The following is a 15359-nucleotide window of genomic DNA, read 5'->3' on the forward strand; positions in this document are numbered from 1 at the left end:
CCGTTCAGCGCTTCAGGACCAGGGTCGCCACCGCGCGGGGCGGGACGACCAGGCCCTCGAGCGGCTCGGCGCGCCGGCGGATGTCGGTGACGACCATCCGCTCCGTCCATCCGCTCGGCGGCGCCAGGCGGCGCGGCGACAGCCCGCCATTGACGTGGACCAGCACCAGCTCCCGGCTGTCGGGCGACAGGGCGCCGACGGTGTCGAGATCATCGACCGGGACCAGCCGATAGCCTGGGCGGATGAAGCGGCTGAACTGCGCCATCACCCAGTATTTGCGGGTGACTTGGATCGCGTGGGGCCCCTCCGGCGGGGCGCGGAAGTCGACCTTGATCAGGCCCCAGTTCGAGCCCTTCTTGCCGTCGCGGGCGCTCAGGGTCTCCAGCGCCTGCCAGAACACCCAGGCGGAAGGCTCCAGCCGCTTGAGGTCCAGCACGATGTGTTCGGCCAGGGCCAGGGCCGACGCCATGCCCTCGAAGTCCTCCGGATCCTTGTCCAGCGGCGTGTCGTTCTCGGACATCCACAGCCGGATCCCCGCCGCGCGGGCGGCGTCGCGCACCCCGGTCTGGTTGACCACGCCGTAGCTGTGGACGTTCAACTGGCCGATCGCCGCGCGGACCTTGGCCGGATAGGCGGCCCAGTCGGCCAGGAAGAGGTGGGAATTGGTCTCGTCCGGCGCGCTGACCACGGTCGACAGGCCCCGGGCCTTCAGGGCGGCGTCGGCGGCCAGGATCATCGCGCCCTGGCGCTCGGGGCTCCAGTGCGCGCCTTCCTGGGTGTTGGCCGCGCGCCAGTAGTCGGTGTTGGGCTCGTTGACCGGCGACAGGGTGCGGAAGGCGATCCGGTGCCGGCGTTGCAGCTCGTCGACGACGCGGGCCAGATAGGCGGCGAACGATCCTTCCTGACCGGGACGCAGGTTATCGTCCGCGCCGTTCTCGGCCCCGGAGACCTTGCCGCTGACCGTCATGAACCAGGGCGGGGAGTTGGAGAACGCCTCCAGAATCGGGGCGCGCACGCGGGCCTTGATGGCGTCCAGCCACCAGCGCTGATTGGCGTCGGCCGACCAGTCCCACATCGCCTCCTGATCGGGCCTCCACCAATCGGTTCCGGTCGTTCTCTCCGGCTGGCGCCAGAAGCCGGGGACAGCCGCGCCGGGGCGCAGATACGGTTCGACGCCGGGACGGTCGCCGCCGCCGATGTTGTAGCGGGCGATGGTCCAGGCCAGGCCCTCGGCGCCATAGAGCAGGTCGGCCAGACGCTCGCGCTCGGCGTCGGGCCAGCCGCCGGTGACGTTGGCGAACCAGGCCAGGGCCGTGCCCCAGCCCTCGAACACCGTCGAGGCGCGCGACAGGTCCGGACGCAGGGTGATCGAGACACTCGGCTCTTCGGCGCGCGAGAGGGCGGGGAGAGCCGCCCAACTCACGCCGGCGGCCAGAAGGGCGCGTCGTGACGGCGCGAAGGGGGTGGCGGGCTTGGTCATGTGGTCCTTTCGCATCTGTTAGCGCTCACATTTGTCCGACAATGCATTTCGACGCTGAAACAAATTTCGGTCTGATCGGTGGCGGTCACGCGGTCTTGGGCTATTCGCCTCTAGCGGGAGAAATGCCCGTGAAAACGGAGATTTAGCCGAAATTTCCCACATCCTGGGCTCTCCATCGTTTCGCTCTGAACCTGTGGTCGAGCTTGGCGTCTCCACGCGCCTTCCGCGACGACCTCAGGAGATCATACTTGTATGATAAATGGCAGCGTAATATGTCAGACATGAAATCGCGTTCCACCAAGAGGCGCGGTCGGAAAAAACATAACGCCAGGAGGAAGTTCATGAAGGCCATGCACGTGGGATTGATGCTGAGCGCGTCGGTCTTGGCGCTGGGACTGGCCGCGCCAGCCGGCGCCCAGACGGTGGGAGCCGCTCAGGACGATACGGCGGTCGCGGAAGTGGTGGTCACGGGTGTGCGCGAAAGCCTGCGATCGGCCCAGGCGATCAAGCGCAGCGCCGACCAGATCGTCGATTCGGTCCAGGCTCAGGACATCGGCAAGCTGCCCGACGCCAACACCACCGAGGCGCTGCAGCGCATCACCGGCGTGCAGATTCAGCGCCGCTACGGCGAGGGCGCGACCGACTTCGATCACCGCACCCAGCCAGCCGTCACGGTGCGCGGCCTTACCCAGGTTCAGAACTTCCTCGACGGCCGCGCCGTCTACTCGGCCTCGGGCGGGCGAGCCTTCGACCTGGAGGGCGTGCCGCCGGAGCTGCTGTCGGGCATCGACGTCTACAAGAACGCCCCGGCCAACATCATCGAGGGCGGTGTCGGCGGCGCGGTGAATCTGCGCACCCGCAAGCCTTTCGATGCGGCCGGCCGCGTGCTCAGCGCCACCCTGCGCGGCAACTACTACGACCGCGTCGGCAAGGACGGCGGTTCGATCTCGGGCCTCTACAGCAATCGCTGGGACACCTCGGCCGGCGAGATGGGCTTCCTGGTCAACGCGGTGCTCAGCAAGAGCCACTATCGCCAGGACGGCCTGCTGGCGGGGCCTTTCGACACAGTGGCGGCCGGCTCGATCGCCAACGCCCCGACCAACGCCCAGATCCCCTACGGCTTCGAGATCTACGACGACAGCGGCGACCGCAAGCGCCTGGGCATCGCCACGGCCTTCCAGTGGAAGCCCAGCGACGACCTGCTGATCACCGCCCAGTATCAGCGCACCAAGTACTGGTTCAATCGGACCGGGGCCTACTACTACGACTACAACAACCGCTCGAACGTGCGGAACGCGGCGGGCGTGGTGACCAGCTACGGCACCGACCCGCTGCCGGGCGCGGCCTTCACCTTCAACGACGAGGGCTACGCCACCAAGGGCTCGCTGCAGAACCAGACCTTCGAGACCGGCCGCTACGACCAGCAGCTGTGGAGCCAGAGCCAGAACTTCACCCTGAAAGCCGCCTGGCGGGTCAGCGATAGGCTGAAGACCAACTTCGACGCCCAGTACCTGAAGTCGTACTACAACGCCGACCGCAACGGTCACGTCCTGTCGCTGTACACCCAGGCCGGCCAGACAGGCCTGACCACGCCGCACAAGACGATCGTCGACTTCGACCTGACGGGTAAGTACCCCAAGTGGGAGGTCCGCGCCCCGACCCTGCTGAGCAACCCGGCCAACTACACCACGCCTTACGTCGCCGACTCCTTGCAACGGAACGACGCCGAGACCTTCGCCCTCGCCGGCGACTTCGAATACGACTTCGAGGGGGGGCTCTTCGACAAGCTGCGCGGCGGCGCGCGCTATTCCGACAACAGCATCGACCTGCGGGGCACCTGGCATGGCGTCTGCATCACGGCGCTGGGCGCGGACCCGAACTGCTCGGCCCCGGCCGGCACGCCGCTGGTGCCGCTGTCGGCCCACCCGCAGTTGGCCATGAAGGGCCCGTCCAAGGACTGGTTCGACGGCAACACGATCAAGGGTGGACTGCTCTATCCGGCCTTCCCGGCGGGCGATGGTGTCTGGGCCCAGACCAAGGCGCTCTACGCCCTTCTGGGCGCGACGACCAAGGACAGCTTCGCGCCGGGCGACCTGAACCACCAGACCGAGAAGACCTACACCGGCTGGGCGGTCGCCGACTACGACGCGGAGATCGGCGGCGTGGCCATCGACGGCGGGCTTGGCGTGCGGGTGATCAAGACCCAGGCCACCTCGACCGGCACCCAGTTCAACGCGGACGGCACCTCCGCTCCAATCGACGTCGACAACAGCTACACGCGGGTCCTGCCCAGCTTCAACCTGCGGGCCAAGCTGACCGACACCCTGCAGGCGCGCCTGGCCTATTCGAAGGGCCTGGCCCGACCGAACTTCGACCAGCTGTCGACCAACCTGACCTTGAACAACCCCAACCAGGTGAACCCGGTCACCGGCCATCCCAGCGCCAGCTCGGGCAACCCGGCCCTGCATCCGATCGAGTCGGACAACTACGATCTGACGGCCGAGTGGTACTTCTCCAGCACCGGCTCGCTGACGGCGGGCGCGTTCTACAAGAAGGTCGACGGCTTCCTGGCCGGCGGCACCGTGACGGGGAGCTATAACGGCGTCGTCTACGACGTCAGCACGGTGGTCAATTCGGGCAAGGGCACGGTCAAGGGGATCGAGCTGGGCTACCAGCAGTTCTTCGACTTCCTGCCGGGCCTGCTGAGCGGCCTGGGCCTGCAGGCCAACTACACCTATGTCGACAGCAGCGTGACCAACCCGTTCGCGACGGCCGGCTCGAACACGCCCCAGCAGGTGCCGCTCGAGAAGCTGTCCAAGAACAGCTACAACCTCGTGGGTCTCTACGAGAAGGGTCCGATCAGCGCCCGCGTCGCCTACAACTGGCGCTCGGCCTATCTGGACCAGACGACGGGCAGCGGCGCCAATGGCATCCCGCAATACGCCAAGCCCTACGCCTCGCTGGACGCTTCGATCAGCTACGACGTCAACGAGCACATCGCCGTGTCGTTCGATGTCGTGAACATCAACAACCGCATGAACGTCCTCTACATCGGCACGCCCGCCGCGCCGCTGCAGTACCAGCTGAACGATCGACGGTTCGGTCTCGCCCTGCGCGTGACCTACTAGCGCCTCCCCTGCTAGCCGGCGTGGCGCTCGCCGCCACGCCGGCGTCTTTTTGTCGGGCGCCTCGATCGCGCGGCAAAGACGTTGACGCCGGCCCCGTTCCAATTGTCTGATTAATCGACCGGGCGCGACCCGGCGGGAGGGTGCGTATGAAGAAGGTTTTGTTGGCCGGCGTGGCCTGGCTGGGTGTCGCGGGCGCGGCGACCGCGGAAGGACCGCAGGTCCAGCCGGTGCAGGTGGACGCCTCGCGGCCGGACTGGGAGAACCCGGCGGTCTATGCGCGGGGCAAGCTGGCGGCCAGCGCGACGCACTTCGCCTTCGAAAGCCGCGCGGCGGCCCTGGCCGGGGATGCGACCCAGTCGGTCCGCTACCAGATCCTGGACGGCCAATGGTCGTTCAGCTTCTCGCCCTCGTCGGACGCCGTGCCGGACGGCTTCGAAAAGCCCGAGTACGATGTGTCGAGCTGGAAGACCATCAAGGTCCCGGCCATGTGGCAGACCGAGGGCTACGACCAGCCGCGCTACAACAACATCACCTATCCGTTTCCCGCCAACCGTCCGCTGATCCCGCACGCGACCAATCCGGTCGGATCCTATCGGCGGACCTTCGAGATCCCGGCCGGCTGGTCGGGCCAGGACGTCATCCTGCACATCGGCGCGGCCGGCTCGGCCTATCGGGTCTGGGTCAACGGCCAGGAGGCGGGGTACTCAGAGGACTCCAAGCTGCCCAGCGAGTTCGATGTCACGCCCCTGCTGACGCCGGGCAAGGCCAACACGGTGGCCATCCAGATCCACCGCTGGTCGGACGGGTCCTACCTGGAGGACCAGGACTTCTGGCGGGTCTCGGGCATCGAGCGGTCGGTCTATCTGAAGGCGGTCCCGAAGACGCGGCTGACCGACCTCTTCGTCCATGCCGGCCTCGACAAGGCCTACAAGGACGGGGTGCTGGCGACCGACGTCCAGCTGACGAAAAGGGACCAGCCGGTCACCGTCCGCATGACCCTGCTGGACGGCGACAAGACCGTCCTCACCAAGGAGAGCAAGGTCGCCGCCGGCGCGGCCAGGACCGAAACCCTGTCGGCCTCCGTCCCCGGCGTGCGCCAATGGACCGCCGAGACACCCAACCTCTACACCCTGCTGGTCGAGGTCCTCGACGCCAAGGGCCAGGTCCTGCAGGCCACGCCGCAGCGCATCGGCTTCCGCACCGTCGAGATCAAGGACGGCCGCGTCGCCGTCAACGGCAAGCCCATCGTCATCCGCGGCGTCAATCGCCACGAGCACGACCCGGAGACCTTCCACGTCATCTCCGAAGCCTCGATGCGCCGCGACATCGAACTGATGAAGCGCAACAACATCAACGCCGTGCGCACCTCTCACTACCCCAACGCCGAGCTCTGGTACGCCCTGGCCGACGAGTACGGCCTCTATGTCATGGACGAGGCCGACATCGAGAGCCACGCGTACATGGACTACGCCAACAAGCACCCCGAACTGCGGCCCAAGCTGCAGCTGGGCTTCGACCCTGCGTGGGAAGGCGCGCATGTCAGCCGCGTGCTCAACATGGTCGAGCGCGACAAGAACCACCCCTCGGTGATCTTCTGGTCCCTCGGCAACGAGGCCGGCATCGGGCCCAATTTCGAGAAAGCGGCGGCCCAGGCCCGCAAGCGCGATCCCTCGCGCCTGATCTCGTACCTGGGCTGGGGCACCCTGGACTGGGAGCACGAGCCTAATAGCTACGTCGACATCTACGCGCCGATGTACGACGACATCGAGAAGATGGTGGACTGGGCCCAGGACCCGACCCGCACACAGCCGATGATCCAGTGCGAATACGCCCACATGCAGGGCAATTCCGGCGGGAACTTCAAGGATTACTGGGACACCATCTACAAGTACGACAAACTGCAGGGCGGCTTCATCTGGGACTGGGTGGACCAGTCGATGTACCGCTACGCCAAGGATGGTCGTCGCTACTGGGGCGATGGCGGCGAGTATGGCCCCAACCCCGGCGGCGACGTCGAGTTCGGCGACGGCCTGACCCAGCCTGACCGCACGCCGAACCCGCATCTCTACGAGGTGCAGAAGGTGCTTTCGCCGATCCAGTTCGAGGGCTTCGATCCTTCGACCGGCGCGGTGACGGTGCGCAACCGCCACGACTTCCGCGACCTGTCGGGCTTCAGCTTCGAGTGGGCGGTGCTGGAGGACGGCGTCACGATCGCCTCTGGCGCGCTGCCGGACCTGGCGACCCAGGCGCGGGCGACGCAGACGATCACGCTGCCGCTGGCCGGCGTCTCGCGCAAGCCGGGGGCGGAGTACTTCGTCACCATTCGCGCCAAGGCCAAGGCGGGCGCGGTCCCCCTGACGCCGGAAGGCTATGTCGTCGGCTGGGAGCAGTTCGCGCTGATCCAGCCGGTCGCCGCGCCAGCCCAGGCGGTTCCAGGCGCGGTCGCGCTGAAGGAGGCCGGCGACGCGGTCACCCTGTCGGCCGGCGGGACCACCCTGACGCTGGACCGCAAGACGGGCCTGGTCACCGGCTATGGCAAGGTGGGTGGCGCGACGCTCAGCGGCGGTCAGCCCAACTTCTTCCGGGCCGAGACCGACAACGACACCCTGACGGGCACGGTCAACCAGCAGGCGCCGTGGAAGGCTATGACCAAGACGCGGGAGACGCGGTCGGTGACCGTCGACGCCAAGGCGGGCCGGATCAGCGTCGACCACGAACTGGGCGCGGGCGCGGCGCGGTTCGTCACCACCTACACCATGAACGGCGACGGGACGGTCGACGTGGCCGGCCAGCTGACGCCATTGAAGGACGATCTGCCGCCGCCGGTGCGCGTGGGCCTGTGGTTCACCCTGCCGACCAGCGTCAAGACGGTGGAATGGTACGGGCGTGGCCCGCACGAGAGCTATGTCGACCGCAAGACCAGCGCCGCGGTCGGCCTGTGGCGCGGGTCGATCGCCGACCAGAACCACGACTACATGCGGCCCCAGGACACCGGCAACAAGGTCGACGTCCGCTGGATGGAGGTCTCCGGCGAGGGCAAGGGCCTGCGGGTGCGGGGCGAGACGCCGCTGATGATGAACGTCCTGGCGTTCCCATACACGGACCTCTATCGCCGCGCGCCGGGCAGCTGGAAGAGCACGGACATCGTCCCGCACGACGAGGTGTCGCTGCTGGTCGACGGGGCGCAATGGGGCGTGGGCGGCGACACGGCCTGGAACCATGTCGGCCAGCCGCACATGGCGTATCGCACCAAGCTGGAGCCGGTCCGCGTGGCCTTCCGCCTGGAGCCGTTCGAGGGGGAAGGCACGACGCCGGACAAGGCCGTCCACGCCGAGGCGACCCCGCCGCAGTGAGCCCGAATGAGCGGTCGCTCTAGCGGCGGCCGCTCAGCTCGGCGCCGGCGTCCTTGTCGAAGCGGCGGTTCCAGATCGTCGCCGAGGCCGAGATCGCCGTGACGATCAGGAAGGCGGTCGTGAAGTCCGCCAACCGGGGCGCGGCGTGGCCGCCGGCCAGCATGCCGACATGCAGCGCCAGGGCGCCGGTGCAGACGCCCAGCGACAGCATCAACTGCTGGAAGGTGGCGTAGAAGCTGGTCGCCGCGCTCATCCGTTCGGGCGGAATCTCGTCATAGGCGATGGTATTGTAGGCGGTGAACTGAAACGACATGCAGAAGCCGCTGGCCATCAGGGTCAGGAAGATCAGCGGCGTCGGCCAGCTGGGCCGGAAGAAGCCGCAGAGGGCGTAGCCGGCCGTCGCCGCCAGGCCGCCGACGACCATGCTGTCGCGGAAGCCGAACCGCCGCAGCAGGCGCGGGGCCAGGCTCTTCATGGCCAGCGAGCCGATAGCCCCGGCGATGGTGATCGTGCCGCTGACCGCCGCGCTCATGCCGAAGCCCAGCTGCAGCATCAGCGGCAGCAGGAACGGCTGGGCGCCTTGGGTGATCCGGGTCAGCGAGCCGCCGATCACCGACAACCGGAACGACGGGACCTTCATCAGGGTCAGGTCCAGGATCGGCGCCTCGCGCCGTCGGGCGTGGCGGATGTAGAGCGCGCCGGCGACGAGTCCGACGGCGAGCAGCATCAGGGCGTTGATCAGTTCGCCGCTGCGGCTGGTCATCTCGAAGCCGAACAGCAGGCAGCCCAGCGACACGCCCGACAGCAGGAAGCCGGCGACGTCGGTCCGCGCGGGCTTTTCGCCCCGCACCTCGTCGATGAACAGGGTGACCAGGACCAGGCCCAGGACGCCGATCGGGATGTTCAGGTAGAAGATCCACCGCCAGTCCAGATAGGTGACGATGAAGCCGCCGATCGGCGGGCCGATGATCGGGCCGATCAGGGCCGGCATGATCAGCCACGAGGTGGCCGAGACCATGTCCTGCCTCGCCACCGAGCGCAGAAGGACCAAGCGTCCGATCGGGATCATCATCGCCCCGCCCATGCCTTGCAGGAAGCGGGCGAGGATCAGGAACGGCAGGTTGGTCGCCTGGCCGCACAGCGCCGAGCCGGCGACAAAGATGACGATGGCCAGGCGGAAGACGGTCTTGGCGCCGAAGCGGTCGGCGATGCGGCCGCTGGCCGGGATGAAGATCGCCAGAGCCAGCAGATAGGCGGTCAGGGCCGAGCTGAGGCTGGGGGCGGGGACGCCGAAGTCGCGGGCCATGGTCGGCAGGGCGGTCGCCAGCACCGTGGCGTCCATCTGCTCCATGAACAGGGCGCAGGCGATGATCACCGCCACCAGGCGGTACGAGCGGGCCTTGGGGGCTTCGGCGACCGGCGCCTCGGGGGAGACGGTCACGCCGCTGGCGGCGGGGACGATGCCGTCGCGGATCTCGGAATTGATCGACGCCAGGCCGCGCCGGCGCAACCTCACCATCTCCGCGCGGTCTCCCTCTGGATCGGGATCGGCGGGGCGGCGGAAGGCGGACGATCAGGCACGGGCATACAACTCGACGATCGGCGGCGTTCCTTCCCAGGCCTTTCCACATAAGCCCTTGCCCGCCATTGGGGTAGGGAGGAAGCGCGCTTTCGATCGTCGGTGCGCGGATCGGTCGCTAGGCGGCCTTCGCCGCTTCGGCCCTGGGTCTCAGCGTGGTCACGGCCAGAAGGATGGCCGTGACCAGCAGGGCCGCGTCGACGATCCAGCCGACCGGATCGGCCATCTGGCCGGCGTGCAAGCCGGCGTGGGCGACGGCGACCAGGGCGATCAGGCCGGCGCTGATCCGGCGCAGGGCGATCGAAATGCCGGCCGGCGAGCCGACGAAGGCGCTGGCGCAGGCCGCCAGGGTGGCCAGGCCCCAGACCGCGACGACGGGCGGGGTGGGCGAGAGCAGGGACACCAGGGCCGAGAAGGCATAGGCCACGGGTTGGCTCCAGACGAAGGCGATCCAGACCCGCTCCCAGCGCGGGGCCGGCCGGCCCTTGTCGCGCCGTCGGGCCAGCCAGATGGCGACGCCGCTGGAGGTCACGGCCGTCAGGCCCAGGCCCAGCAGCAGATAGGCGACCTTCACGGGCCAGCCGCCGAACCAGCCGAAGTGCAGCGGGGTCATGGTCGAGAACACGCGCATGCCGACCGATCCGCTCTCATAGCCGACCTCGCCCAGGATCTTGCCGGCGCCGTCGACGACCACCGTCTCGCCGCGCGACAGGCGGCCCTCGGTGACCAGGTTGGCGCTGGCGTGCTGGCCGGTCTCGCCGGGGTGCTCGATGAAGAGATAGTTCGGGCGGGCGTTCGGATAGCGGGCTTCGAGATTGGTCAGGATCGCGGCCACGTCGATGACCTTGGCGGCCGGACGCGGATCGTCCTTGACGGTCGGACCGCGGAACAGGGCGTAGGCCTTGCTGGTGTCGCCCTTGAAGGTGGCCACGGCCAGCACGCCGACGATGATCACGGTCAGGCCCAGGAAGGCGCCGGTCAGCGAGACCACCAGATGGAACGGCAGGCCCCAGACCGAGATGCGGTTGTGCAGATCGGCCTCCTGCAGGCGCTTGGAACCGCCCCACCGGAACGCGAAGGCGTCCTTGAAGACACGCGGATGCGAAAGCACGCCCGAGATCAGCGAGGACAGCAGGGCCACCCCCGTCAGGCCGACAATGAAACCGCCCCAGGCGCGGGGCAGATGCAGGATGGTGTGCAACTGGGCCTGGAACTCGGTCCAGGGCGTCTTCTCCTCGGCGACCAGCTTGCCGTTCGCGTCGGCGATCCAGGTGTGCTCGCCCCCCTTGGCGTCGTCGCCATGCACGGTCAAGCGCGGGTGAGAGGGCTCGGGCAGGCGCACGAAGAGGTCGTGAGCCTTGGGGTTCTTGGCCAGCACCGCGCGGAAGGCCGCGTCGGCGGCCTGGGGCGTGACCCGGTGCAGCACCGGTCCGGACGGCTGTTCCCAGCGGCCGTACTCATAGGTGAAGACAGCGATCGAGCCCGAGAAGCAGACCAGATAGATCAGGGCCGCGAAGGCCAGGCCCAGGGCCGAGTGGCCGGCCAGCATAGCGCGGACGAACTCCGCGGGAACCTTGGGCCAGATCGGCTTGCCGGCTGTTCTGGCCTTGGCGGGTTTCGCCGGGGCGGTGGTCGAGCCGTCCATCTAGAGCGCTCCCTTCAGGAAGGCCGCGCCCAGGGTCACGACCGAGACGCCGGCCAGCACCGCGAAGGCGCGCAGGATCTTGTCGTCCGACAGGGTCCAGGCCATGCCGCCGGCCCACAGGAAGGGCACCATCAGCCCGCCGATGACCATGCGGCTCTGGATCTGGCCGGGCGCGCAGATGGCGACGGCCAGGCCGCAGCCCAGGGCGGCGATCCCGGCCAGGGGACCGGCGAGAAAGCCGCGCAGCCAGCCGCGCCAGACCACGCGGCGGCGGTCCGAGGGCTCGGGCGCCAGTTCGCGCTGGGCCTTCTTCCTGGCGTCACGGCGCTCGACGCCGGCGGCGACCAGGGCCAGGGCGACGGTCGAGCCGATCGCCAGGATCACGAACGGGCCGCGCGCCGGGCCCATCAGCGGGACCGAGACGGCGATGGCCAGGACCAGCAGGCTCCAACCGCCCAGGATGAACCACGGACGGTTGGGGCCGGGGGCGTCCCACGCGCGCTTCAACAGCCAGGCCCCCGCCAGCGGCAAGGGCGCCAGGACCAGGCCCCACAGCGCGCTGTCGAGGGCGCTCACCAGCGGGTCTCCAGGGTCAGGCCGACGATGCGCGGCTCGCTCAGCAGGGCCACGCCGACGTCGGCGCGGCTGTACTGGCTGTAGGTCGCGTTCAGCAGGTTCTTGCCGTAGACGTACGCGCCCCAGTGCTCGCGCTCGTAGCCGAAGCGGCCGTTGAACAGCAGGCGCGACTTGACCGTGCCGTCCTGCGACTGGTCGATCCCTGCCTCGGAATAGGCCTTGGCGCGGTAGTTGCCGTCCAGGTGGGCGATGAAGCCGTTGTCCCAGCGATAGTCGGCGCCGGCCGCCAGGGTCCAGTGCGGCGCGTAGGGGAACTCCGAGCCCGACAGGTTGCGTGTGTCCGTGCCGCTGGCGACGGTGAAGTCGTCGAACTTGGTCCGGCTGTAGCCCAGAGAGGCGTACCAGGACAGTTGCGGGTTCACCCGCTGGGCGACCTCGGCCTCGAAGCCGTAGAGGTGCGACTTGCCGGCGTTCTCGACCTGGAAGTCGTAGCTGTTGAGACCCAGGTTCACCGTGACCTGCTGGTCCGTCCAGTCGACATAGAAGGCGTTGGCGTTGACCGTCAGGCTGCCGTCCAGCCAGGCCGTGCGCAGCGAGGCCTCGTAGTTCCAAGTGTATTCCGGATCGTAGGCGACCACGGTCGATCGCGCCTGGTTCACGGTCGAGCCGCCGGAGCGGTAGCCGCGCTGGGCCGTCAGGCTCGTGCTGATGTCCGGCGTCCAGGCGTACTTCAGCCCGACCTTGGGCAGGAAGGCGTTGAAGGTGCGAGTGTCGGCGGGGGCGTTGGAGCCGGCCTGGGCGACCATGTTGGCCACGAAGGCGTTCACCTGGGTCACGTAGGGCGCGTAGGCGCCGAAGGCGGCCGGGCTGGGATAGGTCCCTGTGAAGGTCGCGACCTGGGTCGTGGCGACGGTGTTCTTCTCGTGGTCGTAGCGGAAGCCGCCCAGCAGGCTCAGCTTGTCCGTCAGGGCGAAACTGGCGTCGGCGAAGATGGCGCTGGTCGTGATCTGGTTGGGCTGGTCGCCGGCGTAGCTGACCGGCACGACCGGCAGGGCCGCGATGTAGAGGTTGGCGAAGGCGTTGGCCTGGGCCGCGGCGGCGGCCTGCTGGGCGGCCGTGGGCGACGGCGCGCCGGCCAGCAGGGTCGAGGTCAGCACGCTGACCAGGGTGGCGCGCGGGAAGGCGACATTGACCTGGCTGGCCAGGAAGTCCTGGCTGTCGCGCTTGGAATGCCACAGGCCGATCAGGCCCTTCAGCCGTTCGCCCTCATAGTTCAGGCGCAGTTCCTGAGAGGTCGTGTCGGTGTCCTGGTTGTGCTGGCCATACGAACTGCGTGCGGGCAGGAAGTCGATGTCGTAGGTCGCGTCGGTCTTGACCGTGTTGAACGAGGCGATGGCGTTCAGGGTCAGCTTGTCGCTGAGCGCGTACGAGACGTCCGCCGTGATGATGTCGGTCTTGGCCTTGGTGCGGGTGGGGTCGCCCGACAGGTCGGTGCGGTGCTTGTAGTAGTCGGGCCGGTCGACGCGCGAATAGGTGAACTGGTAGCCCGCGTCGCGATCGTTGTGGGCCACGGTCAGCATTGCCCGCAGGCCCGGCAGGGCGGTGGGCGTGAACAGCAGCTTGCCCCGGATGTACAGGTTGTCGACCGCGTCGATGTCCCGCTTCAGGGTCGGATTGTAGATGAACCCGTCGCTGTCCTTCTTCTCGGCCGCCAAACGGAAGGCCAGCTGATCCTGGACAATCGGACCGCTGACGGCCAGGGCGAAGGTGCGCTCGTCGCCGCTGGCGATGCTGACCCGGGCGCGGCCCTGGAAGGTCTGGGTCGGGTTGGCCGAGGTGATGATCACCGCGCCGGCCAGGGAGTTGCGGCCCTGCAGGGTCGATTGCGGTCCGCGCAGAACCTCGACCTGGCCGATGTCCCACATCTCCAGCGGGCCGCTGTAGGTGGCCTCCTGCGGCAGGGCCGCGCCGTCGACATAGATGGTGGACAGGCCGCCGGTGCCGCCGCCCGAGACGTTGCTGCTGCTGACGCCGCGGATCGTGAAGCCGGTCTTGCCGTAGGTCTCGCTCATGTTCGCCGTGCGGGCGACCACGTCGTAGAAGGTCTGGATGTTCTCGCGTTCGATCTTGGCGGCGGTGGTCACCGCGACGCTGGTGACCGTCTGCTGCAGGCCGCGATTGCTCTTCTCGCCGGTGACGACCACGGCCTCGACGGCGTTGACCTGATCCTCGGCCGCCATCGGCGCGGTCTCGGCCGCCCAGGCGCCGTGCGCCGAAAACAGCCCCAGCGCGCTCGCCGCCAGCAACATCCGCTTCATCAAACAATCCCCGCCACAAAACCTGTGGGAGGGCGCTTACTTTGGCTTGATTATGCGAGTCAATCTCATTCGCATAATCGCGAGGCGTGGCGCTCTACAAATAGCGCATCCACGGCCAGGGGCTGGCGCGTTTGACGGGACCGAACCAGCGACAGGCGAACCAGCAAGGGATCGCGACCAGGACCGCCAGCAGCCAGATCGCGCCGACGCCGGGCAGGGCCCAGGTTTCGCCCTGGTTGGGACCGAATGCGGCGCGCGCCGCCAGCTGCAGCAGGTGCAGGCCGTAGAGGTGGATCAGGTAGAAGAACAGCGGCGCACCGCCCAGCACCGCCAGCATCTCGACCAGGCGGGCGGGGGCCTTCTCCAGCGCCGCCAGCAGCAGGGCGCCGACGCCCAGGGTCAGCAGCAGGAAGTCGGCGGACGGCGGGTACTTGGTGAAGTTCAGCCAACTCATGACGGTCTGGGTGGCGCTGGGGCCGACGCTCCAGGCGAGCGGTTCGCCGTAGAGGTTCACGGTTCGCAGCACGCAGAGCAGCGCCAGCATGAAGACGCCGCTCAGCAGCAGGCGCTCGCGGCGCTCTTCCCAGGCGCGAACGAACCAAGGTCCGATGGCGTACCCCAGCGCCGCCACGCCGATCCACGGCAGTAGCGGATACGAGGTCCGGGCCCGCGCGCCCCAGGGCAGCTCGATGAAGCCCCGGTCGTGCAGCACCGCCCACAGGGCGTGGCCAGGCTGGCCGGGCGCGATGGTGATCGGGTCCAGCAGGTTGTGGCCCAGCACGATCACGAGACCGACCGCGATCAGCCACGGACGAGGCAGGCGGACCAGGGCCGAAAGCACGATCATCGACAGACCGATCGCCCAGATGACCTGCAGGTAGATGGTCTTGGGTGTCAGCGAGAAGGTCCAGGCGAAGCTGACCAGGGTCAGTTCCAGCCCGACCAGGAACAGGCCGCGCTTGAGCAGGAAGCCGGCCGCCGCCGCGGCGCCGCCCTGCTTCTGCCCATACAGCCAGGCGCCCAGCCCGGTCAGCGCCACGAACACCGGCGCGCAGAGATGCGCGGCCAGGCGGGTGAAGAACAGGGCCGGCTCAGTCTTCTCCACATCCATCGGGTCGGAGACCTGGGCGTGGATGAAGAAGAACTCCCGCACATGGTCGACTGTCATCAGCAGCATGACCAGGCCGCGCAGGGCGTCGATCGAGCGGATGCGGCCGGCGAGGGCGGGCGAAGCGGCGGCGGTTGACAGCGGCATGGCTCACTGCGTAGCTGTTATGAAA

8 protein-coding genes are annotated in these 15359 nt (G+C 68.3%); 2 read left to right on the forward strand and 6 right to left on the reverse strand.

The genetic code is table 11. From position 1 onward, the window contains the following. Window positions 1–4: 4 nt before the first annotated feature. Complete coding sequence (locus K8940_RS05605) at window positions 5–1480, reverse strand: glycoside hydrolase (protein WP_223393609.1); 1476 nt, start codon at window positions 1478–1480, stop codon at window positions 5–7. 341 nt (window positions 1481–1821) lie between these two features. On the opposite strand from K8940_RS05605, the gene K8940_RS05610 reads away from it, so the two are divergent. After that, window positions 1822–4608, forward strand: coding sequence for a TonB-dependent receptor (locus K8940_RS05610; RefSeq protein WP_223393611.1), 2787 nt, complete (start codon window positions 1822–1824; stop codon window positions 4606–4608). A 146-nt stretch (window positions 4609–4754) separates the two neighbouring features. Next, entirely contained in the window at window positions 4755–7961 is a 3207-nt protein-coding gene (locus K8940_RS05615; protein ID WP_223393613.1) for a glycoside hydrolase family 2 TIM barrel-domain containing protein, read from the forward strand. 19 nt (window positions 7962–7980) lie between these two features. On the opposite strand, the gene K8940_RS05620 is transcribed toward K8940_RS05615, so the two are convergent. The 5 genes from K8940_RS05620 to K8940_RS05640 form a co-directional block, all read right to left on the reverse strand. After that, a complete protein-coding gene (locus tag K8940_RS05620; RefSeq protein ID WP_223393616.1) occupies window positions 7981–9480 on the reverse strand; it encodes an MFS transporter in 1500 nt (499 codons plus the stop codon). Between the two features lie 178 nt (window positions 9481–9658). Next, window positions 9659–11185 carry a PepSY-associated TM helix domain-containing protein gene (locus tag K8940_RS05625; protein WP_223393618.1) on the reverse strand — a complete coding sequence of 509 codons (1527 nt, stop codon included), beginning with the start codon at window positions 11183–11185 and terminating at the stop codon, window positions 9659–9661. Next, on the reverse strand, window positions 11186–11761 hold the full coding sequence (locus tag K8940_RS05630) for a hypothetical protein (protein WP_223393620.1): 576 nt from the start codon (window positions 11759–11761) through the stop codon (window positions 11186–11188). Beyond that, complete coding sequence (locus K8940_RS05635; protein WP_223393622.1) at window positions 11758–14079, reverse strand: TonB-dependent receptor; 2322 nt, start codon at window positions 14077–14079, stop codon at window positions 11758–11760. Before K8940_RS05635 ends, K8940_RS05630 begins: the two co-directional genes overlap by 4 nt. Before the next feature lie 94 nt (window positions 14080–14173). Continuing rightward, on the reverse strand, window positions 14174–15334 hold the full coding sequence (locus tag K8940_RS05640; RefSeq protein WP_223393624.1) for a DUF1624 domain-containing protein: 1161 nt from the start codon (window positions 15332–15334) through the stop codon (window positions 14174–14176). Between the last annotated feature and the right edge of the window lie 25 nt (window positions 15335–15359).

This window comes from Caulobacter segnis (assembly GCF_019931575.1).
GTDB lineage: Bacteria > Pseudomonadota > Alphaproteobacteria > Caulobacterales > Caulobacteraceae > Caulobacter > Caulobacter segnis_C.

Bases quoted from the DNA above. Each gene is read 5' to 3' on its own strand.
- K8940_RS05605 (WP_223393609.1), bottom strand. From the start codon at position 1,480: ATGACCAAGCCCGCCACCCCCTTCGCGCCGTCACGACGCGCCCTTCTG.
- K8940_RS05640 (WP_223393624.1), bottom strand. From the start codon at position 15,334: ATGCCGCTGTCAACCGCCGCCGCTTCGCCCGCCCTCGCCGGCCGCATC.
- K8940_RS05635 (WP_223393622.1), bottom strand. From the start codon at position 14,079: ATGAAGCGGATGTTGCTGGCGGCGAGCGCGCTGGGGCTGTTTTCGGCG.
- K8940_RS05625 (WP_223393618.1), bottom strand. From the start codon at position 11,185: ATGGACGGCTCGACCACCGCCCCGGCGAAACCCGCCAAGGCCAGAACA.
- K8940_RS05620 (WP_223393616.1), bottom strand. From the start codon at position 9,480: ATGGTGAGGTTGCGCCGGCGCGGCCTGGCGTCGATCAATTCCGAGATC.
- K8940_RS05615 (WP_223393613.1), top strand. From the start codon at position 4,755: ATGAAGAAGGTTTTGTTGGCCGGCGTGGCCTGGCTGGGTGTCGCGGGC.
- K8940_RS05610 (WP_223393611.1), top strand. From the start codon at position 1,822: ATGAAGGCCATGCACGTGGGATTGATGCTGAGCGCGTCGGTCTTGGCG.